The 24905-nt window shown below is 69.8% G+C and carries 18 protein-coding genes; 9 read left to right on the top strand and 9 right to left on the bottom strand.

The window, feature by feature from the left end:
• The gene (locus IM25_RS19630; protein WP_033097617.1) at positions 1-513 is read left to right on the top strand and encodes a hypothetical protein; all 513 of its coding nucleotides are present in this window, start codon (positions 1-3) and stop codon (positions 511-513) included.
• On the opposite strand, the gene treY is transcribed toward IM25_RS19630, so the two are convergent.
• The 3 genes from treY to IM25_RS19615 are packed head-to-tail and all read right to left on the bottom strand — an operon-like array spanning position 510 to position 7344.
• Entirely contained in the window at positions 510-2903 is a 2394-nt protein-coding gene (gene treY, locus IM25_RS19625; protein WP_082920937.1) for a malto-oligosyltrehalose synthase, read from the bottom strand. The genes IM25_RS19630 and treY overlap by 4 nt on opposite strands.
• On the bottom strand, positions 2900-5206 hold the full coding sequence (glgX, locus tag IM25_RS19620) for a glycogen debranching protein GlgX (RefSeq protein WP_033097618.1): 2307 nt from the start codon (positions 5204-5206) through the stop codon (positions 2900-2902). Before glgX ends, treY begins: the two co-directional genes overlap by 4 nt.
• Before the next feature lie 47 nt (positions 5207-5253).
• Complete coding sequence (locus tag IM25_RS19615) at positions 5254-7344, bottom strand: acyltransferase family protein (RefSeq protein ID WP_065996280.1); 2091 nt, start codon at positions 7342-7344, stop codon at positions 5254-5256.
• A 149-nt stretch (positions 7345-7493) separates the two neighbouring features.
• Here IM25_RS19615 and IM25_RS19610 point away from each other — a divergent pair, with 149 nt between their 5' ends.
• The 7 genes from IM25_RS19610 (at position 7494) to IM25_RS19575 (ending at position 14875) form a co-directional block, all read left to right on the top strand.
• Positions 7494-8783, top strand: a complete 1290-nt coding sequence (locus IM25_RS19610; RefSeq protein ID WP_033097620.1) for an adenosylmethionine--8-amino-7-oxononanoate transaminase — start codon at positions 7494-7496, stop codon at positions 8781-8783.
• A gap of 307 nt (positions 8784-9090) precedes the next feature.
• On the top strand, positions 9091-10230 hold the full coding sequence (locus IM25_RS19600; RefSeq protein WP_033097622.1) for an 8-amino-7-oxononanoate synthase: 1140 nt from the start codon (positions 9091-9093) through the stop codon (positions 10228-10230).
• Complete coding sequence (gene bioD, locus IM25_RS19595) at positions 10227-10940, top strand: dethiobiotin synthase (RefSeq protein WP_033097623.1); 714 nt, start codon at positions 10227-10229, stop codon at positions 10938-10940. The genes IM25_RS19600 and bioD overlap by 4 nt, the downstream gene beginning before the upstream one ends.
• A 104-nt stretch (positions 10941-11044) precedes the next feature.
• Positions 11045-11332 (top strand): hypothetical protein, encoded by a 288-nt coding sequence (locus tag IM25_RS19590; RefSeq protein ID WP_024101240.1) that lies wholly within the window; start codon positions 11045-11047, stop codon positions 11330-11332.
• Positions 11329-12165, top strand: coding sequence for a hypothetical protein (locus tag IM25_RS19585; RefSeq protein WP_033097624.1), 837 nt, complete (start codon positions 11329-11331; stop codon positions 12163-12165). Before IM25_RS19590 ends, IM25_RS19585 begins: the two co-directional genes overlap by 4 nt.
• Before the next feature lie 45 nt (positions 12166-12210).
• A complete protein-coding gene (locus IM25_RS19580; protein WP_033097625.1) occupies positions 12211-14127 on the top strand; it encodes a fumarate reductase/succinate dehydrogenase flavoprotein subunit in 1917 nt (638 codons plus the stop codon).
• A 1-nt stretch (position 14128) separates the two neighbouring features.
• The gene (locus tag IM25_RS19575) at positions 14129-14875 is read left to right on the top strand and encodes a succinate dehydrogenase/fumarate reductase iron-sulfur subunit (protein WP_033097626.1); all 747 of its coding nucleotides are present in this window, start codon (positions 14129-14131) and stop codon (positions 14873-14875) included.
• Between the two features lie 37 nt (positions 14876-14912).
• Here the strand turns inward: IM25_RS19575 and IM25_RS19570 are convergent, their stop codons facing one another.
• Positions 14913-15908 (bottom strand): iron-siderophore ABC transporter substrate-binding protein, encoded by a 996-nt coding sequence (locus IM25_RS19570; protein WP_052040083.1) that lies wholly within the window; start codon positions 15906-15908, stop codon positions 14913-14915.
• A 118-nt stretch (positions 15909-16026) separates the two neighbouring features.
• On the opposite strand from IM25_RS19570, the gene IM25_RS19565 reads away from it, so the two are divergent.
• Complete coding sequence (locus IM25_RS19565) at positions 16027-17625, top strand: MFS transporter (RefSeq protein WP_033097688.1); 1599 nt, start codon at positions 16027-16029, stop codon at positions 17623-17625.
• Positions 17626-17661: 36 nt separating this feature from the next.
• Here the strand turns inward: IM25_RS19565 and IM25_RS19560 are convergent, their stop codons facing one another.
• From IM25_RS19560 to IM25_RS19540, 5 genes are read right to left on the bottom strand one after another with little or no spacing between them, the layout of a single operon-like run.
• Positions 17662-18819, bottom strand: a complete 1158-nt coding sequence (locus IM25_RS19560) for a VWA domain-containing protein (protein WP_033097627.1) — start codon at positions 18817-18819, stop codon at positions 17662-17664.
• Positions 18816-21017: a DUF5682 family protein gene (locus tag IM25_RS19555; protein ID WP_033097628.1), complete on the bottom strand. Its 2202-nt coding sequence runs from the start codon at positions 21015-21017 to the stop codon at positions 18816-18818. Before IM25_RS19555 ends, IM25_RS19560 begins: the two co-directional genes overlap by 4 nt.
• The gene (locus tag IM25_RS19550) at positions 21014-22132 is read right to left on the bottom strand and encodes an ATP-binding protein (RefSeq protein WP_033097689.1); all 1119 of its coding nucleotides are present in this window, start codon (positions 22130-22132) and stop codon (positions 21014-21016) included. The genes IM25_RS19555 and IM25_RS19550 overlap by 4 nt, the downstream gene beginning before the upstream one ends.
• A gap of 47 nt (positions 22133-22179) precedes the next feature.
• Entirely contained in the window at positions 22180-23580 is a 1401-nt protein-coding gene (locus IM25_RS19545; protein WP_065996279.1) for a DUF5691 domain-containing protein, read from the bottom strand.
• Positions 23577-24866, bottom strand: coding sequence for an SWIM zinc finger family protein (locus tag IM25_RS19540; RefSeq protein WP_065996277.1), 1290 nt, complete (start codon positions 24864-24866; stop codon positions 23577-23579). The genes IM25_RS19545 and IM25_RS19540 overlap by 4 nt, the downstream gene beginning before the upstream one ends.
• Positions 24867-24905: the final 39 nt, after the last annotated feature.

Raw genomic sequence — 24905 nt, 5'->3', positions numbered from 1 at the left:
ATGACGGTCTTCGTGAAAACCGCGCGCTTCATCGGCGATCTGGACGACGAATTCTACCGCGACGAACGTCAGCGAGACGTCTGGAACGAAGCATCGGCGGTGGGATTCCAGTTGTCCCTGTGGATCGCGCTGGTGGCGGCGGCGCTGCTCCCGTGGCTCGCCGGCCGGCCCGGGGCGTGGACGGCACTGGGCATCCTCGTGGCCTGGTTCGTCGTGTCGATCGTGACCCAGTTGTACGCGCGGCAACGCGACGTCGACCTGTACGCCACCGCGAAACTGTGGCGACCCCGCAGTGCCGCCGCCGCCGCGCTCTATCTCGTCGGCGTCGCCGGCATCTTCCTCCGCCTGCGTTACGAGAGCCATCCTTTCGAGAACGACGCCGCGACCTGGACGGGGCGGGTCGTCGGCGCGGCGGTCGTCATCGTCCTCGCAGGACTGGTTCTCGCCTGGAGTCGGCGACGCACCCAGCGCCGGCTCGACGCGGAGGAAGCGCTCGACGCGCTCGAGGACTAACGCGCGCGGACGAGTGCTGCGACCGGCTGGGAGTCGAGCAGATCGGCCACCCGCACCCGACCGGTGAAGGAGCGTCCGGTCAAGGCATCCGACCAATCGCCGTCCGGCAGGTCGACGGTCGTGTCCTTCCACCCCGAACGCGACAGCGCCACGGTGCGGCGGGAAGCCACCGCGAGGACATCGAGGTCGTCCGACGCCGGACCGCGGCCGAACGCGAGCAGGTGCTCGGCGGCCGGGCCGGTGGCGAGGACCGGAACGTACGCGCCACCGACGAAGCTCGCCGGTCGTTCGCGGCGCAACCGGAGCGCGGTGCGCACGATCGTGAACTTCGCCGGCGCCGAATCAGGGGCGTCGAGCAGCCGCCGTCGGACGTCGAACTCCACCGGCCGCCGGTTGTCCGGATCGACGAGCGAGTCGTCCCACAGTTCGGTGCCCTGATAGACGTCGGGGACGCCGGGGCCGAGCAGTTGCAACAGTTTCTGGCCGCACGAGACGGCCGCGACGTGCGGTTCGACCTCGGTCACGAAAGCGGTGAGCTCACCCGCGACCGGTCCGTCGATCACCGCGTCCAGCCAGCTGCCCACCGCGGTCTCGAATTCCTCGTCGACCTCGGTCCACGTGGTGCGGGTTCCGTTCTCGCGCAGCGCCTTCTGCGCGTAGGCATGTACCCGTTCACGCAGTTCGTCGGTCACCACTCCGTCGAGCGGCCAGACTCCGAACAGGGTCTGCCACAGGAACAGTCCGATCGCCGGATCCGGTGCGGGCGCACGGTCGTTCCACGACCCGAGCCGCCGCGACCACTCGTCGGCGACCTGCGAGAGCACACCGATCCGCGCCCGGACGTCCTCGCTGCGTTTGGTGTCGTGGGTCGACAGGGTGGTCATCGCCCGCGGCCAGTGCCGTGCCCGCTGGGTCCACGCGAGGTGGAACTCGGCCGGGGTGGCCGAGAAACGGCCGGGTTGCCCGCCCACCTCCTGCAGCGAGATCAGCCGCGCCGCCCGATAGAACAGGCAGTCCTCGACCGCCTTGGCCGTCGCGGCACCGCACACCTGGCCGAAGCGGGACGCGGCCTCACCGCCGAGGGCCATCGCCCGGGCGAACACCGCGAGCGCAGGATCGAGCGCGGGTTGCGTCCGCGCGAGGTCGCCGACGATGCGCGGCACCAGGGTCGCGAGCGGCGCGTAGTCGGCGCGGTAGACGGGAAGCTGTGCGGCGACTGCCATCACGGCCTCGCGCAGCGCCGCGTCGTCGCAGCCGGTGTCGCCGGTCTCGCGTCGGATCGCCCGCACGAGGCGGCGCACCTCCGGCGCGAGCCCGCTGCCGAGCACCGATCGTTTGAGGTCGTGTTCGCGGGCGTGCAGCCACGGCGCGTCGCCTTCGGCGCCGGTGAACCTGCGCGACAGGGCGTTCAGCTCCGACTCGCCGGACGGATCGACGAACACCGTCGACAGTTCGCCGAGTGCGTCGTAGCCGGTGGTGCCGTCCACCGGCAGCGTCGCATCCAGCGGTTCGGCATCGCCGAGGATCTTCTCGATCACGAGCCACCGCTCGGGGCCGATCACCTCGCGCAAGCGCGCGAGATAACCGGACGGATCGGCGAGACCGTCCGGATGGTCGACGCGAATCCCGTCGACCAGATCGTCGGCGATCCACGACGCGACCTGCTCGTGCGTCGCGTCGAACACCGCAGGATCCTCCACCCGCACCGCGGCGAGATCGTCGACGGTGAAGAAGCGGCGGTATCCGATCAACCCCGAGTTCCACGCCACGAGCCGGTAGGCCTGCCGCGCGTGGACCTCCTCACCGGTGCCCTCGTCGGTCCCGGGAGCGATCGGGAATCGCTTGTCGTAGTAGGCGAGCATCGGCTCGTCGCCGGAGCGGTCGACGGTCAGCTCCTGCACCGCGTCGTCCGATCCGAGCACCGGCAGAGCGATCCGACCGTCCACACCGTTGTCACCAGCGAGGTCGAGATCGAAGAACGACGCGTAGCGCGATCCGGAGCCGTGCTTCAGGACGTCCCACCACCACGCGTTCTGACGTGGGTCGGCCACCCCGACATGGTTGGGGACGATGTCGACGACCAGCCCCATGCCCCGTGCGCGTGCCTCCCGCGACAACCGTTCCAGACCCTCGCGTCCCCCGAGCGACTCGGAGACCGTGCCGGGATCGACCACGTCGTATCCGTGGGTGGACCCGATCGTCGCGCTGAGGACGGGGGAGAGGTAGACGTGCGAGACACCCAGGGCGTCGAGGTAGTCGAGCAGGGCGACGGCGTCGGCGAAGGTGCACTCGTCGCCGCGCATCTGGAGTCGGTAGGTGGACAACACCGGCGCAGTATTCCCCGCGCCGGCGCCGTTCACACCTGCCGACTCCGTACCGCCGGGGGTCACCGGGTCTTCCGGAGCACCAGAACCGAGCGCGCCTGCACCCGGACCGGCTTACCGGCGACGACCGTCTCCTCGCGCAGACCGTCGGGAACGTCGGTGTCGAGCGCGACCGTCCATTCCTCGGCGTGCGGGCCGTCGGGGGTGACGAACTCGATCGGTTCGTGATGGGCGTTGAAGCACATCAGGAACGAGTCGTCGACGACGCGCTGCCCCCGCTGATCGGGTTCGGGGATGCCCTCGCCGTTGAGGAAGACCGCGAGCGACTTGCCGAAACCGCTGTCCCAGTCCTCGGGCATCATCTCGTCGCCGGCCGGTGTGAGCCACGCGATGTCGCGGGACTGATCACCGCTGCGGATGGGTCGGCCCTCGAAGAACCTGCGACGCCGGAAGACAGGGTGGTCGGTGCGCAGCGCGATCACGTTGCGGGTGAACGCGACCAGGTCGGCGTTGGACTCGGCGAGCGACCAGTCCACCCACGAGAGTTCGTTGTCCTGGCAGTACACGTTGTTGTTGCCCTGCTGGGTGCGACCGAACTCATCGCCGTGGGCGAGCATCGGCGTGCCCTGCGACAGGATCAGCGTCGCGAGCATGTTGCGCTGCTGGCGCCCGCGCAGCGCGAGGACCTCGGGATCGTCCGTGGGGCCTTCCACACCGCAGTTCCACGACCGGTTGTGCGACTCACCGTCGCGATTGCCCTCGCCGTTGGCATCATTGTGTTTCTCGTTGTACGACACCAGATCCGCAAGGGTGAACCCGTCGTGGGCGGTGACGAAGTTGACCGACGCGCCGGGACGGCGGCCGGTGTCCTCGTACAGATCCGACGAGCCGGTCAGGCGCGACGCGAACTCGCCGAGGGTGGCCGGTTCGCCGCGCCAGTAGTCGCGGACCGTGTCGCGGTACTTGCCGTTCCACTCCGTCCACTGACCGGGGAAGTTGCCCACCTGGTAACCGCCCTCACCGATATCCCACGGCTCGGCGATGAGCTTGACCTGCGAGACCACCGGATCCTGCTGGACGAGATCGAAGAAGGCCGACAGCCGGTCGACGTCGTGCAGCTCGCGCGCCAGGGTCGACGCGAGATCGAACCGGAAGCCGTCGACGTGCATCTCGGTCACCCAGTAGCGCAGCGAGTCCATGATCAGCTGCAGGGTGTGCGGGTGACGGGCGTTGAGGCTGTTGCCCGTTCCCGTGTAGTCCATGTAGTAGGCCTTGTCGTCGTCGACGAGGCGGTAGTAGGCGGCGTTGTCGATGCCGCGGAAGCAGATGGTGGGACCGAGATGGTTCCCCTCGGCGGTGTGGTTGTAGACCACGTCGAGGATCACCTCGATGCCCGCCTCGTGGAAGGCCCGCACCATCGCCTTGAACTCGGCGACCACGGCGCTCGGCTTGGTCGACGACGAGTACTCGGCGTGCGGCGCGAAGAACCCGAAGGTGTTGTACCCCCAGTAGTTCCGCAGCCCCTGGTCGAGCAGCACCTGGTCGTGCATGAACTGGTGCACGGGCATCAGTTCGATCGCGGTGACGCCGAGATCGAGGAGATGGTCGATGATCGCCGGGTGCGCGAGACCGGCGTAGGTGCCCCGCATGTGTTCGGGGACGTCCGGATGCGTGGCCGTCATGCCTTTGACGTGGGCCTCGTAGATGACCGTCTCGTTGTAGGGGCGGCGGGGATGACGATCCGTCGCCCAATCGAAGAACGGGTTGATCACCACGGTCGTCATGGTGTGGCCCAGCGAATCCAGGCCGGGAAGCTCTGCGGCGGCGTCGGAGGTCTGCCCCGTCGCGATCGCCTCGGGCTCGGCGTCGTCGGTGGACACGGCGTCGCCGGTGTCGGTGTCCTCGGTGTCCTCGGTGTCGGTGTCCTCGGTGTCGTCCGTGCTCTCGTCCGAGGCGCTGTCGGCCACGGGCTCGGCACCGGGCAGCGGGTACGAGAACAGCGACGGGTCGCCGTCGAACGACCCGTCGAACGCCTTCCCGTACGGGTCGAGGAGCAGCTTGCTCGGATCGCACCGGTGACCGTTCTCCGGATCGAACGGACCGTGCACGCGGTAGCCGTAACGCTGGCCGGGGGAGACCGTCGGAAGGTAGGCGTGCCAGACGTAACCGTCCACCTCCTCGAGCGGGATGCGGGTCTCGGTCCCGTCACGGGAGATCAGGCACAGCTCGACCTTCTCGGCGATCTCGGAGAACAGTGCAAAGTTCGTGCCCGCCCCGTCGTAGGTCGCGCCGAGGGGATAGGGGGATCCCGGCCACACTTCCAGGGGCTCGGGCATCTCGTCGCTGGCGCTCGCTTCGGTGGTCTCCATGCCCGCCAACAGTAGTCTTCCGGCGGTCCCGGCACCGGGTGAGCGCGTCACCACCAGCCGGTGGCGGGACCGAGTTGTCGGCCGAGCTCGGGCGTCAGCGTCCGGACGTAGGTCGTGGTGAGGTGGTTCTCGTCACGATAGATGAGGATGTTTCCCTCCACCGCCCGGCACAGATCCTGCCGGCAGAACTTGTCGGACAGGTCGAGCAGCGACACGGTGGGCAGGTGCGCGGATGCGGCGACGGCCGGGTCGATCGGGTCCAGCGCCTCCTCGCGCGGCACCCCGCACGTCTCCGCGGTGCCGCCCCCCCCAAGGCAGTCGGCGGCCCGATAGGCGAGATCGCCGCGGAACAGCCACGGGTTGTCGCGGATCGCCACCACCGGGATGCCGTAGTCGGCGAGCGTCTCCCACAGATCGACGTACCAGAACGGAACGAAGTCGCCCGGCCCTTCGCCCTGGTCCTTGGTGCGCGTCGACGTGGTGAACACGTAGTCGGGCGGATCCGCGCGCAGTTCGGCGAGCACGGCGGTCGACCATGTGTCGCACTCGACCGTCGGGGACTCCTCGACGAGCGGGGCGAGGGGATCGGAGAGCGGGCACCCGACCTTGAGATAGGTGTCGAGGCGGAAACCGTGTTCGATGCCGAGCGCGTCGAGCGCGGCGAGCCAGTGCTCCGAGTGCGACCCCCCGACGATCACCATGCGGCGGGTCGCGAGCGGGTCGCCGTAGGTACAGGTCAACGGTGCGCGATTGGTGTGCTGGGCGATGCAGTTGTCGAGCGTCGCGGGAGGCAGGTCGCGATGGGCGACGAGCAGCGGCGGTTGCACCGGTTGCGGCTCGGTGGAGACGGCGGGATCGAACACCGCAGCGCCGGGGTACAGCTCCGTCGGCAGGGCGGCGACGCCCTCGAGGGCCTCCGTCGAACGGTCGACGTGGGTGTGCCAGAGGTTCGCGGCCCCGACGAGGGTGACGGCCAGGACCGTCACGAGACCCACGAGCGCGGTGCGGGACGGCCGAGGGGGTTCGACGCGGCGGATGGGGTCCTCGAACCACCGGGTCGACGCCTCGGCGAGCAGCAGCGACAGGGCGATCACGATGAGCCCGCCCACCAGGCCGACCGACGGGTGCCCGAGCACGATCAGGTAACCGATGAGGATCGGCCAGTGCCACAGGTACAGCGCGTAGGCGATCGCCCCGAGGCGCACCATGGGCGCGGATGCCAGCAGTCGCGCCGACGGCGTGTCGTGCTCGGAGTCGGAGCCGGAGCCGGAGCGGATACCCGCGACGACGAGCGCCATGGCCGCACCGACGGGGACGAGCGCCCACGGCCCGGGGAAGAGGGAGTTGCCGTCGAGGACGAAGCCGCACGCGAGCAGCACCGCGAGTCCGAGCGCACCGAGCACGATCCGCAGCGCGCGCGGAACCCGCAGCCACGGCGACAGGCACATCAGCAGTCCGCCGAGAGTCAGCTCCCAGGCACGGGCGGCGCTGTCGTAGTACATCCACGACTGCGGCCGGTCGGCGAGCACCGCGTACGCCAGCGACGCCGCGGTGAGGGCGGCCAGCAGCACCGTCAGGGGCAGGCGGACAGGCACCGACATCCGCCGCAACAGCCACGCGAAGCCGAACACCACCACGAGCGCCGCGATGTAGAACTGGCCCTGCACGGCGATCGACCACAGGTGCTGGAGCGGGCTGACCATCGGATCCGCGGCCAGATAGTCGCTCGCCGTGCGGGCGAGATACCAGTTCTGGAAGAACAGCAGCGACGCCCCGGTCTGGTCGGCCACCTCGAGCCACTGCGTGAACGGCCGCAGCACCACCGTGGCGGCCGCGACAGCGGTGAGCACAACGACGAGCGGAGGCAGCAGACGCCGGCCGATCCGCCGCAGGACGGGACGCGGATCGAGCGGGGCCGAGGAGTCGGCGGTCCTCAGGAGCGTGCCCACGAAGAAGAAGCCGGAGAGCGCCAGGAAGACGTCGACACCACCGGAGACGCGACCGAACCAGACGTGGAAGATCACCACGAGCGCGATCGCGAGACCGCGCAATCCGTCGATGTCGGCACGACGCGCGGGGCGCCTGCCTGCTGTCCGCGCGCCACTCTCGAGTTCCGGTCCCGAGGTGTGGACGGACATGTGACGGATACCCCCGGTGTCTTACGTGTGCGGCTGTGCTGCGAACCGGGCGACGAACGCACCGGCCGATTGCCGTGAGCGTCGTTCACGGCAACTCGGGCAGACTACGCGGCTGCGGGCGGCGACCTCCAACCGCCTACAGTTTGGGCGTGGGCAACTCTCCTCTCCAGGTCGAGCGGATCCGCACCCTCGACGCTCGGCACCTCTGGCACCCCTACGGCGCGTTTCCGGCGACCACCGAATCGTTGGTGGTCGACCGTGCCCACGGTACCCGGATCGTCCTCGCCGACGGTCGTGAGCTGGTCGACGGCATGAGTTCGTGGTGGGCCGCGGTGCACGGATACGGGCATCCCGTGCTCGACGCGGCCGTCCGCGATCAGCTCGACCGGATGAGCCACGTGATGTTCGGCGGCCTCACCCACGAGCCCGCCGCGCGGCTCGCGGAACTGCTCGTCGACATCACCCCCGCCGGTCTCGACACCGTCTTCCTCGCCGACTCGGGCTCGGTGTCGGTGGAGGTGGCCGTGAAGATGGCGGTGCAGTACCAGCGTGCCGTCGGCAGGCCGGGACGGCGTCGCCTGCTCACCTGGCGCGGCGGCTACCACGGCGACACCTTCGCCCCGATGAGCGTGTGCGATCCGGAGGGCGGCATGCACGCACTGTGGACCGACATGCTCGCGCGGCAGGTCTTCACCCCCGCCCCACCGGCCCGTTTCGATCCCGACTACGTCGCGCACTTCGAGGCGATCCTGCTCGAGCACGTCGACGAGCTCGCCGCGATCGTGGTCGAACCGGTCGTCCAGGGCGCCGGCGGCATGCGCTTCCACGACCCGCGGTATCTGCGCGAGCTGCGCAGGATGTGCGACGAGCACGGACTGGTACTGATCTTCGACGAGATCGCGACCGGTTTCGGGCGCACAGGCGAACTCTTCGCCGCCGACCACGCGCAAGTGAGCCCGGACGTGATGTGCGTGGGTAAGGCACTCACCGGCGGATACATGACCCTCGCGGCGACATTGTGCACGCGGGCCGTCGCCGAAGCGATCAGCGCGGGGGAGGGTGGCGGTGTGATGCACGGCCCGACCTTCATGGGCAACCCGCTCGCGTGCGCCGTCGCCGTCGCGGCGGTCGAACTGCTGCTCTCCCGCGACTGGCGGGCCGAGGTGGCGGCGGTGAACGCGGGACTGACGGAGGGACTCGCGCCGGCACGCGAGTTGCCGGGGGTCGCGGACGTCCGCGTCCTCGGAGGCATCGGCGTGATCGAACTCACCGATCCGGTGGACATGCGCGCGACGACCGACGCCGCCGTGGCGGCCGGGGTCTGGCTGCGGCCGTTCCGCAATCTCGTCTACGCGATGCCGCCCTACATCTGCTCGGCCGACGATCTCGCGGCGATCACCTCGGGGATGATCGCCGCCGTCGGCGCGAACGCCCGGTGACCGAAGGGGTCAGCGGACGGCGGTGAGGAACTCCGCGATCGCGCCGGTCCACGAGATGGACGGAGAAGCGGTCCTCCAGGACGGAGGCCACGCGCGACCATTCGTCCCCGGTCGCGATGCTGCTGTGCACGACGACGAGACCCGGACCCTGCCCGAGCTTGCGGAATCCGATCGTCGTTCCGTCCCGGGATTCGATGTGGACGACCACCTCCCATGCCGTTCGTCGGGGTCTGCCGAACCGTCCGAGCCTACGACCCGAGCAGACCGACGTGACGACTTGAACGGTGTTCAAGTATGGTCACCGCTCATGACCGCACATCCCGCCCTGGCGTGGCTCGACGACACCGCAGCGGCGCGACGCGCAGCGGGCCTGCACCGCGACCCCGTCGTCCGAACCCCCGGCTCGACCGTCGTCGACCTCGCCTCCAACGACTATCTCGGCCTGACCCGCCATTCCGAGGTCCTCGCGGGAGCGACCGCTGCCCTGCGGCGATGGGGAGCCGGCGCCACCGGATCGCGGCTGGTCACCGGCACCACCGCCGAACACGAACTCCTCGAACGCGAACTCGCCGACTTCGTCGGGGCCGACAGCGGCCTGGTGTTCTCGAGCGGATACGCCGCGAACCTCGGTGCCGTCGCCGCCCTCGGTGGCAAGGACGCACTGATCGTCTCCGACGCCGGTGGTCACGCCTCGCTCGTCGATGCGTGCCGGCTGTCCCGCTCGAGGATCGTCGTCACCCCGCACAACGACGTCGACGCGGTCGCGCACGCCCTCGCGACCCGCACCGAGGCCCGCGCGCTCGTCCTGACCGACTCGGTGTTCAGCACCGACGGCGACCTCGCGCCGCTGCGGGAACTGCATCGCGTCTGCCGAGCGCACGGCGCGTTGCTCCTCGTCGACGAGGCCCACGGGGTAGGAGTCCGCGGCGCGGGGGGCCGCGGACTCGTCCACGAAGTGGGCCTCGCCGGCGAGCCCGATGTGGTCGTCACCGCGACGCTGTCGAAATCCCTTGCCTCCCAGGGCGGAGCCGTCCTCGCCGACGGGCGTGTGCGGGAACATCTCGTGGACACCGCGCGCACCTTCATCTTCGACACCGGACTCGCCCCGGCCGCCGTCGGTGCCGCCCGGGGTGCGCTGAAGGTGCTGCGCGCCGAACCCGCACGTGCCGCTGCCGTGCTCGAGCAGGCCGGGTGCTTGGCTCGTCTCACGGGCGTCGAGGCGCCGCCGTCCGCCGTGGTGTCGGTGATCCTCGGCGACCCGCGCGTCGCCGCCGACGCCGCGGCGCGGTGCCGCGACCGCGGCGTGCACGTCGGCTGCTTCCGGCCGCCCTCGGTTCCGGCCGGTACCTCGCGGCTGCGCCTGACGGCACGCGCGAACCTCACCGACGACGAACGCGCCCTCGTCGACGAGGTGCTCACTGACGTCCTCGCGGGAGCCCGGGCGTGAGCATCCTCGTCGTCACCGGCACGTCGACCGATGTGGGCAAGACCGTCGCGACCGCGGCACTCGCCGCGAACGCCGTGGCCGCGGGACTGCGGGTCGCGGTGTGCAAACCCGCCCAGACGGGCGTGACGGACGACGGGCCGGGCGACCTGCAGGAGATCCGGCGACTGGCCGGGGACCGTGTCTGGCTCGTCGAACTCGCGCGGTATCCCGATCCGCTCGCACCGGATACCGCCGCGCGGCGCAGCGGACGCCCGATGCTCACCCTCGAGGAGATCGTCGACACCGTCCGGATTCTCGACACCGAGTACGACCTCACCCTGGTCGAGGGGGCGGGAGGTCTGCTCGTCCGGCTCGGCGCGGGCGGTTTCACCCTCGCCGACGTCGCGGCCGCGCTCGGAGCGCCGGCGGTGATCGTCGCCGCCGCGGGACTGGGCACGCTCAACCACACCGCGCTCACCGTGGCCGCGCTCCGCTCGGCGGGGATCGAATGTCCGGGGGTCATCGTCGGATCCTGGCCTGCTGCACCGGATCTGGCGGAGCAGTGCAATCTCGACGACCTCCCCGACGTCACCGGCGTCCCAATCGTGGGCAGGATCCCGGCCGGCAGCGGCGCTCTCGACGCCCGCGTCTTCGCCACCCGTGCCTCTCGGTGGTCGGATCTGCCGCTCCCGACGAAACGGCGTGCGGGCGGATCTTCCGCTGTACTGTGATGGATGCCACATTGCAACTGGCCTGTTCCCATCGTGTCGGCCGGCGCGACATGCCGATACCCGCTACGGAAGGGACATGTCGACCGCTCGGCCCGGAGGTACGGATGTCCATCAGCGAATTGCAGGAACTTCAGCGCACCGCCGCCCACCTGCGCCAATGCCTCGGATCCCTACGATCGCGCTACGGGGACGCAGCCCCGGTGAAGAGGCTGTCGAACGACGTCGAACGTCTCGACATCGACATACGCGACTTCGCCGAACATCCTCCGCGCGAGGTCGTCAACAGCCTCGGTCAACGCATCCCGATTCCCGATACGCCGTACGACGACTCGTTGTTCCGCGGAACGGATACGGACGACGAAGGTCTCGGCGGGCTGCACGGCTCGCGGTGAGCACCTCCGAGGCGACGCCGGCGGCGCGCGGTGAGCCGGCCACCGGCGTCCGATCCGAGGGCCGCGCACGGATCACCGCGCGGACGCTGCGGACCGACCGCTGGTGGCAGACACCCGCACTCACCGTCCTCGGTCTCGGTGTGTTCGTGGTGTACGCGACGATCCGTTCGTTCGTGCGCAGCGCCTACTACGTCGAGGACTACCACTACCTCACGCCGTTCTATTCGCCGTGCGTGAGCGCGTCCTGCGTGGACGGCGCCCGCCATTTCGGCACGTGGGTCGGCGAACTCCCGATGTGGATCCCGCTCGCCTTCCTGTCGTTGCCGTTCCTCCTCGGCTTCCGGCTGACCTGCTACTACTACCGCAGGGCCTACTACCGATCGTTCTGGTTGTCGCCGCCCGCGTGTGCGGTCGCCGAACCGCACCGGCACTACACCGGGGAGACGCGGTTCCCGCTGATCCTGCAGAACTCGCACCGCTACTTCTTCTACGCCGGCTTCGTGGTGTCGCTGATCAACACCTACGACGTCGTCCTGTCCTTCCGCGGTCCGAGCGGGTTCGGCATCGGACTCGGCAACCTGATCCTGCTGATCAACGTCGTGCTGCTCTGGGGCTACACGTTGTCATGCCACTCTTGCCGGCACGTCACCGGAGGCCGGCTGCGGCACTTCTCGAAACACCCCGTGCGCTACCGGATCTGGACGTTCGTCTCGAAACTCAACACCAGGCACATGCAGTTCGCGTGGATCACGCTGGGAACCCTGATCCTCACGGACTTCTACATCATGCTCGTGGCGAGCGACACCATCGCCGATCTGCGGTTCATCGGCTGACGCGCACGGCACGACACCGGCCGCACCGAAGGAGGGGGAACACGGATGGTGGATGTCGAACGGCACAAGGTCGACGTCGTCGTGATCGGAGCAGGCGGCGCCGGGCTACGCGCGGTGATCGAGGCGCGGCAACGCGGCTTCTCCGTCGCCGTGGTGTGCAAGTCGCTGTTCGGCAAGGCCCACACCGTGATGGCCGAGGGCGGATGTGCCGCCGCGATGGGCAATGCCAACCCCCGCGACTCCTGGCAGGTGCACTTCCAGGACACGATGCGCGGCGGCAAGTTCCTCAACAACTGGCGGATGGCCGAACTGCACGCCCGCGAGGCCCCCGACCGCGTGTGGGAGCTGGAGACCTACGGAGCGCTGTTCGACCGCACCCCCGACGGACGGATCAGCCAGCGCAACTTCGGCGGCCAGACCTATCCGCGACTCGCCCACGTCGGCGACCGCACCGGACTCGAACTCATCCGCACGATGCAGCAGAAGATCGTGTCGCTGCAGCAGGAGGACCACGCCGAGCACGGCGACTACGAGGCCCGGGTGCGGGTCTTCGCCGAATGCACCATCACCGAACTGCTGAAGGACGACGAGGGACGCATCGCCGGTGCGTTCGGATACTGGCGCGAGACCGGGCGTTTCGTGTTGTTCGAGGCGCCCGCGGTCGTCATCGCCACCGGTGGTATCGGCAAGTCGTGGAAGGTCACGTCGAACTCGTGGGAGTACACGGGCGACGGTCACGCCCTCGCCCTGCGTGCCGGCGCCACCCTGATCAACATGGAGTTCGTCCAGTTCCACCCGACAGGGATGATCTGGCCGCCGAGCGTGAAGGGCATCCTCGTCACCGAGGGTGTGCGAGGCGACGGCGGAGTGCTGAAGAACTCCGAGGGGGAGCGGTTCATGTTCTCCTATATCCCGCCGGTGTTCAAAGGCCAGTACGCGGAGACAGAGGAGGAGGCCGACCGCTGGTACGAGGACCAGGAGAACAATCGCCGCACGCCCGACCTGCTCCCGCGCGACGAGGTCGCCCGCGCCATCAACTCCGAGGTCAAGGACGGCCGGGGGACTCCGCACGGCGGAGTCTTCCTCGACATCGCCTCGCGGATGCCGGCCGACGAGATCATGCGCCGCCTGCCGTCGATGCATCACCAGTTCAAGGAACTCGCCGACGTCGACATCACCGCCGAGGCCATGGAGGTCGGCCCGACCTGCCACTACGTGATGGGCGGCATCGAGGTCGACCCCGACACCGCCGCTGCGGCAGTCCCGGGGCTGTTCGCCGCCGGGGAATGTTCCGGTGGCATGCACGGATCGAACCGGCTGGGCGGGAATTCGCTGTCCGATCTGCTGGTCTTCGGTCGCCGGGCAGGTCTCGGCGCCGCAGACTACGTGCAGAGCCTCACCTCGCGGCCGATCGTCGGCGACGCCGACATCGACGCCGCCGCCCGTGCGGCGCTCTCGCCCTTCGATCCGGCCGACACCGATCGCGCCGAGAACCCGTACACCCTGCACACCGACCTGCAGCAGGTCATGCAGGATCTCGTGGGCATCATCCGGCGCGCGGACGAGATCGAACGTGCCCTGCGCGAACTCGACACCCTGCGCACACGGATCCGCAACGTCGCGGTGGAGGGCCACCGCCAGTTCAACCCGGGCTGGCATCTCGCCCTGGACCTGCGGAACATGCTCCTCGTGTGCGAGTGCGTCGCGCGGGCCGCGTTGCAGCGCACCGAGAGCCGCGGGGGACATACCCGCGACGACCACCCGTCGATGGACTCCGAATGGCGTCGCACTCTGCTCGCCTGTCGTCTGGACGGCGGCGACCCGTTCGTCCCCGACGTGACGGTCACCGCCGAACGGCAGCAACCGATGCGTCCCGACCTGCTGGAGCTGTTCGACATCGACGAACTCGGGAAGTACTACACCGACGAGGAACTCGCGGATCATCCCGGACGGAGGGGTTGAGATGGGACACCAGGCGGCGTTCAGGATCTGGCGGGGCGACGCCGACGGCGGGGAACTGCGGGACTACACCGTCGAGGTCAACGAAGGGGAGGTCGTCCTCGACATCCTGCACCGTCTGCAGGCCACCCAGGCACCGGATCTCGCCGTGCGCTGGAACTGCAAGGCGGGCAAGTGCGGATCGTGTTCGGCGGAAGTCGACGGTCGCCCGCGCCTGACGTGCATGACCCGCATGTCGCTGTTCGATCCCGACGCGACGATCACCGTGACCCCGATGCGCACCTTCCCGATCATCCGAGATCTCGTCACCGATGTCTCGTTCAACTACCGCAAGGCACGCGAGATACCGGCTTTCGCGCCGCCTCCTGATCTGGCGCCGGGGGAGTACCGGATGCAGCAGGTCGACGTGCAGCGCTCCCAGGAGTTCCGCAAGTGCATCGAATGCTATCTGTGCCAGAACGTCTGCCATGTGGTGCGCGACCACGAGGAGAACAAGGAGGTCTTCGCCGGTCCCCGCTATCTCATGCGCATCGCGGAACTCGAGATGCACCCGCTCGACGTCGCCGACCGGCGCGACGTCGCGCAGGACGAGCACGGCCTGGGTATGTGCAACATCACCAAGTGCTGCACCGAGGTGTGCCCGGAGAACATCCACATCACCGACAACGCGCTGATCCCGATGAAGGAACGCGTCGCCGGCCGCCGCTACGACCCGATCGTGTGGCTCGGCAACAAGCTGTTCCGGCGCTGAGCAGGGAGCAGGGACCGGGCCGGACGCAGGGACCGGCTCAGTTCACGCGTTCGGCGACCAGCGGAACCAGTTCGTCGAGCGCGAACGGCACCGACAGCACCGAGTTCGTCGAGAACGCCGCGGAGATGTCGGAATCGCTGTCGAGCACGAGGAACCGGCCGTCGCGCACCGCCGGGATCTGCTGGAAGACCGGATTGTCGGTCACCTCGGCGGCCGGCACGTAGATCGGCAGCACGATCAGCAGGTCGGAGTCGAGCATGCCCAGGTTCTCGTCGGAGACGGTGATGAAGAAATCGTCCGTCGCCGCGGCCTGCACCTGCGGATTGTTCACGAAGCCGAGCTCGGTCATGAAGTCGACGCGCGAGTCGCCGACGACGTAGGCGCCCCACCCCTCCGACGTGTAGGAGGCGACGGTGACGGTCTTGCCCGCGAACTCGGGATTGTCGGCGGCGGCCTGCGCGAAATCCGCGTCGATCTGCGACAGCAGTTCGGCACCCTTGTCCGGGACACCGAGCGCCGCTGCCACGGTGGCCACCTGGTCGTCGAGCGACGTGAGGTAGGCGTCGCTGCCTTCCGGGCCGCCGACGGTCGGGGCGATCCCCGACAGCGTCTCGTAGCGGGCCGGCTCACCGGAACTCTTGGTGTCGAGGATCAGATCGGGCTCCTGCGCCGCGAGCATCTCGAAGGACGGCTCGATCGTGCCGATGAGCTCCGGCGGCGAGTCGTACAGCCCCTGCGCCCACGGCCCCACGCCGTCGCCGCCGAAGGCGAGCCAGTCACTCGCCGCCACCGGCTGAACGCCGAGTGCCAGTGCAGTTTCGGCGTCGCCCCAGCCCAGAGCCGCGACGCGTTCGGGGGCGGACTCGATGGTGCCCTCCCCGAACTTCGTGTCGACCGTGACGGGGAAGGCGCCGTCGGCCGGTGCCGAACCGGAGTCGGACTCCGTGTCGGACGATCCGCACGCGGTCAGCACGATCGCGGTGGCCGTGAACAGAGCGGCGGAACGGAGCAACGCAGCGGATCGGCGTGTCATGACGGGCCTCGAGTCTGTCGAACAACAAGTGAGGCGATCCTAACCCGGCGGGGTGACCGAAGGTGAAACCCCGCCGGAAACCGCGCAGGGCAGCCGCTCGAGCGCGCACTATGTGTCCGTGACCCGACCTGACGACGGTCGGCCGGCACGGGCGAAACCGGTGCTGGCCTCCTTGATCCTCGTCGCCGCCGTGGCGAATTCGAACCTCGCCGTCGCGAACGTGGCACTGCCCGACATCGGGAAGGCGTTCGACGCGAGCCAGACCCAGCTCAACCTCGTCGCAGTCGGCTATTCCGTCGGTCTCGCCGCGTCCGTGCTCTACCTCGGTGCCGTCGGCGACCGTTACGGACGCAAGACGATGCTGCTGCTCGGCATGGCGTTGTCGGTTCCCGCCTCGGCGGTCGCCGGGTTCGCGCCGAGCACCGAGGTGCTGTTCGCGGCGCGGGTGCTCGGCGGTCTCTCCGCCGGTCTGGCGTTCCCCACCACCTTGGCCCTGATCACTGCACTGTGGTCGGGCGCAGCCCGCACGCGCGCGATCGCGTTGTGGTCGTCGATCGGTGGTGGCCTGACCGCGCTCGGCCCGCTCGTCGCCGGCACCCTGCTCGAACAGTTCTTCTGGGGTTCGGTTTTCCTGGTGACGATTCCGCTCGCGCTGATCGCTTTCGCCCTGACCTGGATATTCGTGCCCAGTCACGTCAACGAATCGACCGATCCGGTCGATCATCTCGGCGGTGTGGTCTCGATCGTGTTGGTCGGCTCGCTCGTCCTCGGCATCAACTTCGTGCCCGTCGACGGGATGGAGACCATCGCGGTGTCCGCTCTCGTGATCGCTCTCGTCGCGGTGATCCTCTTCGTCATGCGCCAGCTGCGAGCGGCGAACCCCCTGTTCGACCTGCGGGTCGCCCGGCGTCGCGTGTTCTGGGTCGCGGCCGTCGCGGGCATCATCGTGTTCGGCACCCTGATGGGCACGATGTACATCAGTCAGCAGTACCTGCAGAACGTGCTCGGCTACTCGACTCTCGCAGCTGGATCGGCGGCGCTGCCCGCCGCTTTCGTGATGGTGCTGGTGGCGCCGCAGTCGGCGAAACTCGTCGGGTCGCGCGGCTCCCGTTTCACGCTGCTGTCCGGTTACGTGGCGATCGTGGCCGGACTCGTCGTCGCACTGATGCTCTGGGACGAGGACGCGCATTACTGGGTGATCGCCCTCGGATACATGTGTCTCGGAGCCGGTGTCGGTCTCGCCGGTACCCCGGCCTCGCATTCGCTCACCGGCTCGGTGCCGGTCGCCCGTGCCGGGATGGCCTCCGGCACGGCCGATCTGCAACGCGATCTCGGTGGCGCGATCGTCCAGTCGATCCTCGGCGCCCTGCTCACCGCCGGATACTCGGCCTCCCTCGCCGCGACGATCGCGGCGAGTCCTCAGGCCACGGCCGTCGACGAGCAGACCGAGACCGCACTGGAGAAGTCGTTCGCGGGTGCCGTCGGGATCGCCGAGCACTATCCGCAGTACGCGCAGCAGATCATCGAGGCCGCGCGGTCGGCCTTCCTCGACGGCGACACCCGCGCCTACACGGCCGCGATCGCGATCGTGCTGGTCGGAGCGGCGCTGGTGGCCCTTGCGTTCCCCTCACGCTCGGCCGAGATCGCGCTGCTCGAACGGTACGCCGAGGAGGACGGTGACGCGGCGGTCGACTCGTCGGAAAAACCGGCCCACTGAACCCGGATCCTCACGCAGTTCGGGTCGGTCAGGCGGTCAGAACGACTGCGACCAGCGTCCGACGTCACCCCGCTCGAGCGCGACGGCGAGCAGTTCCGGGAAACGGTCGGGCGTGCACGCGAAGGCAGGAACTCCGAGTTCGGCGAGTGCCGCCGCGTTGTCGCGGTCGAAGGACGGCGCCCCGTCGTCGGACAGAGCCAGCAACACCACGACCTGCACACCCGCGGCGAGCATCTCCCGGATGCGCGAGAGCATCTCGGCGCGGATGCCGCCCTCGTACAGATCCGAGATGAGCACGAACAGCGAATCGGCCGGGCGCGTGATCAGCGACCTGCTGTAGGCGATCGCCCGATTGATGTCGGTGCCGCCGCCGAGCTGGGTGCCGAACAGCACGTCCACCGGGTCGGCGAGCTTGTCGGTCAGGTCCACCACCGCGGTGTCGAAGACGACCAACGAGGTGCGCAGTGCCCGCATCGACGCCAGGACCGCCGCGAACACCGACGCGTACACCACGCTCGACGCCATCGACCCGGACTGGTCCACCGCGAGCACCACGTCGCGTTTCACCGCCTGGGAGCGGCGCCCGTAGCCCACCAGCTTCTCGGGCACCACCGTGCGATGCTCCGGCAGGTAGTGGGCCAGGTTCGCGCGGATCGTGCGATCCCAGTCGATGTCGCGGAGTTTCGGGTTCGACGTCCGCGACGACCGGTCGAGCGCACCCGTGACGGCGGCACGGGTGTGCTGCGCGATGCGAGCCTCGATCTCGCGCACGACCTTCTCGACGACCGTCCGTGCCGTCGCCTTGGTGGTCTCCGGCATCACGCGGTTCAGGCTCAGCAACGTGCCCACGAGATGCACGTCCGGTTCGACGGCTTCGAGCATCTCGGGTTCGAGGAGCAGCCGGGTCAACCCGAGCCGATCCACCGCGTCGCGCTGCATCACCTGGACGACGGATGTCGGGAAGTAGGTGCGGATGTCGCCGAGCCAGCGCGCCACCCGGGGCGCGGACGCGCCGAGACCTGCGGTGCGCGGTGCGGTGCCGTCGCCGGGCGCGGTGTCGTACAGCGCGGCGAGCGCGGCGTCCATGGCGCTGTCGTCGGCCGAGGACAGGGAGCCCGTCGAGTCCTCGGCGGCCTCGCCGAGTGCGAGCCGCCAGCGGCGCAAACGTTCGGTGTCTCCGGATTCGGTTGTCATGCCGACACTCCCAGGATCGACGCGGTGGCGGTCAGGGCGATCCGGCCGCGATCCACGGCGGGCGGTGCCTCCGTGCGGCGGGTGCGTTCGCCCCGCACCGTCTGCCCGAGCAGGCGTCGCTCACCGAAGGCGAACGACCCGAAGGTGCGCCGGAGGACGGGCAGGACGTCGACGAAATCGTCGTCGGTGAGACCGCTGATCCACTCGTCGACGAGATCGAACAGTGCGCTGTCGTGGACGAGCAGGAGTCCGCCCCCGCCGAGGAACCCGTCGATCCAGCGCGCCTTCGCGGGTGCCGATGACCCCACCGACAACGCTCGCGCGACCCGCACGGACGCCTCGTACTCGCCGAGTCGGCCGGTGTCGCGCAGCATCCGGGTGGTGCGGCCGACGAGCAGACCGTCGATGTCGTCACGCTCGCTCACCGACGTCAGTGTGTCGAGCCATCGGACGGTCGCGGTCGGGTCCTCACGCAGCGCGAGAGCGAGATGCACGTCGTCGATCGCGGTGCGCAGTGCATCGGCGGCGTCGTGGTCGAGACCGGTGACCGCCGCCGGGAGACCGGCGCACACACGCGCGAGCAGGGCGTCGCAGACATGTTCCAGGGAGGACAGATCGGTGCCCCGCACATCGCCGTAACGGACGGTGCGCACGAGGGTCGGCAGGGCGCTCATCAGGTGCAGCACATCGTGATCGAGTGCAGCCGCCGCGTCGATCGCCGTCACCAGCGACGGGATCGTGGTCCGCAGGTCGGCGAGCAACGCCCGTTCGAGCAGTTCGGTGAGGTCGGCGAGCGCGATCCCGGAACGAGTGGCACGGTCGGCCACTGTGGCGCCCGCTGCGGATTCCACCGTCGTGCCCCACCGCGACGCCTCGACGATCGCCACCGACAACTCCGGTTCCCACCGCAGCGTCCAGGTCTCGCGGAAGGTGCCGGTCGAGCGCACCTCGCTCTCCGCCGGTCTACCCCAGTCGATACCGAGCAGCGCCAGGCGGTGCAGCAGTCGCGACCGGGCGACGTCGATCTCCCGGCGCAGGTCCAGATCGAGATGCCTGGCTTCGGCGGACCGCTTGAGACGCAACGACTTCGCATTCCGCTGCAGGTCGGTGTCGAGCGGGACGGTGGGGGTGTCCTCGGAGACGGAACCGAGTGCCTCACCGACGACGAGCCGGCGGGAGACGAGACCGAGCAGGACGTCGTCGCCGTCGCACAGCACCGACCGCGTCGCCTCGACGACCTCGTCGAGTCCGGCCACCGCGCGACCGCGCAACGCCGCGAGCGTGTCGGCGAGACGTGTCGCCTCGATGATGTGGGCGCTCGAGACGGGTAGATCCTCCTCGCGCAGGACACGGGCCACGCGGGTGAACCAGCGTGCGGTCGTGTCCGCGGGCTGTGTGAACAGGTGGTGGTACCAGCCGGGTGAGGTGATGCCGGCGCCGTAGCCCGACGACAGCGACAACCGGGAGTGGCTCCACGGCACCCACGTGAGGGTGGTCTTGACCTTGGGCATGCCCTTGAGCAGGCGCGCGTCGGGCGCTGCCGGTCCGAGCCGGCCGGTCAGTGCGGGTGCGTGCATCGCTCCGCACACCACGGCGATCGCGCGGGCCCCGGCCTTGACCGTCGCGCGCAGCACCTGCCGCATGTGCGCCTCGCGTCGCGCGGTGTGGTCGTCGATCCCGACGTCCTCGCGCAGCGCGCGCATCGCGTCCGTGATCTCGTCGAAGGCCTGTGCGGTGCCGTGCTCTACCACCGCGTCCCACCACTGCTCGAAGTCGGAGTATCCGCCGGCGCGGGCGAGTATGCCGAGCAGGTTGTCGGTCGCGCGGTCGCCGACCTCGCGCTCCGCGCCGAGCGACATCGACGCCGGAAGGTCGCAGAACCGCACGTCGGCATCGTGCAGGTACGCCCAGCGCAGGGCCTGCCATTCGGGGGAGAAGGCCGCGAACGGCCAGAACGCCGCCCGCGCCGGTTCGTCGCGTGCGTAGGCCAGCAATGCCACCGGCGGCACCATGTCGTCGGCCACGGTGAGCGGGAGCACCGGATCGGCGTCCGACGGACCCTCGATGAGGACGGTGTCGGGTTCGAACTCCGCGAGTGCCTGCAGGACCGCACGCGCCGAACCCGGCCCGTGGTGCCGGATCCCGAAGACCCGGATCTCCGCGGGCGCATCCGCGCGGTCGAAGAGAGCGTCGGTCACCCGGTGATCTCCCGGCACGCCCGGTAGAAGTCGGTCCAGTCGCCGCGTTCTCGGACGACGGCCTCGAGATATTCGTTCCAGACCACCCGATCGGAGACAGGGTCCTTGACCACCGACCCCAGGATTCCGGCCGCAACGTCGGAGGGCCGAAGCACCCCGTCACCGAAGTGCGCCGACAACGCCAGGCCGCCCGTGACCACCGAGATCGCCTCGGCGGTGGACAGCGTGCCCGACGGGGACTTCAGCTTGGTCCGGCCGTCGGTGGTGACGCCGCTGCGCAACTCCCGGAACACCGTGACGACGCGGCGGATCTCCTCCGCGGCCGCAGGCACGGTGGGAAGTTCGAGTGCGGTGCCGAGCTGTTCGACGCGGCGGGTGACGATCGAGACCTCGTCCTCCTCGCTCGCCGGCAACGGCAACACGACGGTGTTGAACCGTCGACGCAGCGCGGACGACAGGTCGTTGACCCCGCGGTCGCGGTCGTTGGCGGTGGCGATGACGTTGAACCCCTTCGTCGCCTGCACCTCGATGCCGAGTTCGGGGACGGGAAGCGTCTTCTCCGACAGGACGGTGATCAGCGCATCCTGCACGTCAGCGGGGATGCGCGTGAGTTCCTCGATCCGTGCCACGGCGCCGTCGCGCATCGCGGTCATGACCGGGGAGGCGACCAGCGCGTCGGCGCTCGGCCCTTCGGCGAGCAACCGCGCGTAGTTCCAGCCGTACCGCACCGACTCCTCGGTCGTACCCGCCGTTCCCTGCACGAGCCGGGTCGACGAACCGCTGATCGCGGCGGCGAGATGCTCCGACACCCAGGTCTTCGCGGTACCCGGCACACCGAGCAGCAACAGTGCCCGGTCGGTCGCCAGGGTCGCCACGGCAACCTCGATCAACCGGCGCGGACCGACGTACTTCGGGGTGATCACGGTGCCGTCGGGCAGTTCGCCGCCGAGCAGATAGGTCACCACCGCCCACGGGGAGAGTTGCCACGACGGCGGGCGCAGCCGGTCGTCGAGTCGCGCGAGCGCCGCGAGTTCGTGCGCGTACTGCTGCTCGGCGTGTGGGCGCAGCAGGTCGGTGCCGGACCCGGCGGTCTCGGACGTGCCCGTCTCGGGCATCGCGGCCTCGTCGGTGCCGACAACTGCAGGGGTCGACTCGAAGTCGGTCAACTCAGCTCCTCGTGGATCGTCTTGCGGAGGGGCAGGGTGTCGGCTGCGCTCGCGAACAGGTGCAGGCGACCGAGATCGTCGGTGCGGTTCGCGGCGTCGGCCAGCAGATCGGCCAGCTCGAACGGTGCCCGGTGGGCGAGCAGCGTCAGGACGTCGCTCACCAGACGGGTGGTCGTCAGCTTCGTGTACAGCGCGGTGAGCACCTTCTCGGCGACATCGCGCGGCCACGGCGCCGGGAGCGCGGCGAGCAACGCGTCGTCGAGAACCGCGGGCGGCGACGCCTCGCGCAGGTGCGTGAGCAGGATGTCGCGAGGTACGACCCGGGCGACCGATGTGTCGCCGGTGCCGTCGCGTCGCAGCAACGCCGCGGCCCATCCGCTGTCGCGTTGCCGGACCGCCGCGCGGCCCCACGCGTCCGTCAGTGCCGTGCGGAGGGCGTCGTCGACGTCGAACTCCGGCAGCACCCCGTCTCCGACGTGCTCGCGCCACACCGACAGCGGAGCGGCCGCGACTGCCGCCACCAGCAGATCGCGGGCCGGACCGTCGGAGAGACCGTCGCGGAGTGCGCTCTCGTCCGGCCGTTCGGGGACGGCGAGGGTGACGGTCGAGCCGTCGACGAGCAGCCATTGCCGCACTCGTTCGGCCATGCGTCGCGCGAACGCGGAGTCGGGGAGGCGGGGAAGAAGGTCGAGCGCGACGGCGCGAACCTTGCGGCTACGGTCGTCGAGGGCGCGCTCGAGCAGGTCTTCGTCGTGCGGGCCGAGACCGACCGCGAGCAGGGCGACGAGCTCGGCCCGCTGGGCGGCGGTCTGCGCACCCCATGACGCCGCGAGCGTGGCTGTCGCCGCGGCCGGATCGTGCGCGCGGAGCACCTCGAACCATCGGCGTCGCCGGGCGGGCGGACCGACGTGCCAGGGCGTGTCGTCGAGCGGGTCGGGTGGCAGCAGATCGGCCCATTCCGGGTGGCGCGCGGCCACCCAGCGCCCGCGGGCGCCGGTGAGAGCGATCAGCCGGTCGCGGTGCACCGCGTCGGTGGTCGCGACGATCAGCAGGTCGACCACGATGTCGTGCGACGCGCGGAGCCGGGCCGCCACCTCGAACCATTCGTCGAGTAGCGGGGAGCGGACGGCGAGCAGCGCGCGCAGGCGTTCGGCAGCCGCGCCGGGCAGGACGGGACGGTCGTCGTCCGGGGCCGGCGACGGCAGCTCGCGGATCACCGGCACGGTCGCGGCGGTGAGGAAGGTCGCCTCCAAGGCGGCAGCGGCGAGCAGTGTCGCGGCGGGGTCTCCGGCGAGTTCGCCCGCGGCACCGGCCGTGTGCAGCGCGCCGAACTCCGGAGCGGAGCGTGCCGTTCCGAGAAGTGCTGCGGCCGTCAGCGATTCGGGCAAGGCGGTCACCAGGTCATCACCTGTCCTCCGGTGAACAGTGAGACGGGAGTGAGAGCGGTTCCGTCCCAGTCGCCGCAGACCGTCACGGGACGGCCTCCCGCGACGGCGTGCAGCCGCCAGCGGCTGTCGTCGTCACCGGCCAGCGGCAGCGCCCGTCCGGACGGGTCGACGACGTACCAGCCGTCCTCGCTGTCGGTGGGAGTGACCGCGTCGAGCAGGACGGGCCAGGTGCGCAACCACGGATCTGCTCCGCGCATGCGGGCGTACTCGTCCAGTGCAGCGTCGAGTCCGGTGGCGGGCAGGGTCGTGAACGGCTCCGTCTCCCCGTGCTGCCGGCCGAGTACGGCTCGCAGTGGGGCCGCGCCGGGGGAGAAGTGCAGATCGGCGTCGACCAGCGAACCGGGGAAGGGGAGGGGCGTGGCGAAACGCGCTGTGCCGTGAGCGAAGTCGAGCAGGATCGCCCAGCGTCCGCTCGACCTCCCCCGAAGCCACGTCTTGCGGGCGAACATCCGGCTCTCCTCGGTGACGCGCACGGCGAGGACCTGCCAGCGGTCGCGCACAGCCGTTTCGGCGCGGACCTCCTCGCTGCGGGTGCCGAAACCGAGATGGGTCTGCAGCGCACGCAGGAGCGGCCTCGGCAGCTCGTCGCGCTGCCGGTACGCCACGGCCATGAGGTGCAGGCGCGCATACTCTTCGAGCAGACTGGCGGGCCAATCGGTTTCGTCGTTCACGACGGCGGCCAGAGCGCGCAGTGCCGACGCCGCGCCGGGAGCCTGGGCATCCACCATGCGGGCAGCGATCGCCTCGTAGATGTCGTAGCCGTGATCCACCGCCCCGAGGCCGTGCCGGATGCGGTCGGTGAGCCAGCGGTCGAGGTCGTCGAGTCCTGCCGCGACCCGCTCGGCGCGACGCCGGGCGGTCGCAGGGTCGGGCGCCTTGACCGGCTCGTCCGCCGGGGCGGGAAGTGTGGTGGACGCGATGCGGGCGGCGAGCCATCCGGTCACGAAGTCGGGCGCCTGCGCGGCCGGCACGGCACCCTCGGACCAGCGCACGAGCAGTGACAGGGCGTGCTTGCAGGGCAGCTTCCGGCTCGGGCACGTGCACGTGTAGGCGGGAGCGCTCGGGTCGATCGCCGTGCGGTACGGCGTGGTGCCGCGTCCGCGGCACAGTCCCCACAGGGCGGTGGTGTCGTGGCCGGTCTCGAGCCATGCGGAGGCGACGCCGCGCGCAGCCGTCATCGAGGACGGATCGGGCGCGACGGCGTTGATCTGCTGGAGGGTCCAGGGGGCGGTCACGAGCGTCGAAGGTAGGAGACGGGTCCGACAGGAACGGCG

Source organism: Rhodococcus sp. p52 (assembly GCF_000763325.2).
GTDB classification, from domain to species: Bacteria; Actinomycetota; Actinomycetes; order Mycobacteriales; family Mycobacteriaceae; genus Rhodococcus; species Rhodococcus pyridinivorans.
Note: the sequence above shows the minus strand (reverse complement) of the source record. Positions and strands in the feature narration are given on the sequence as shown.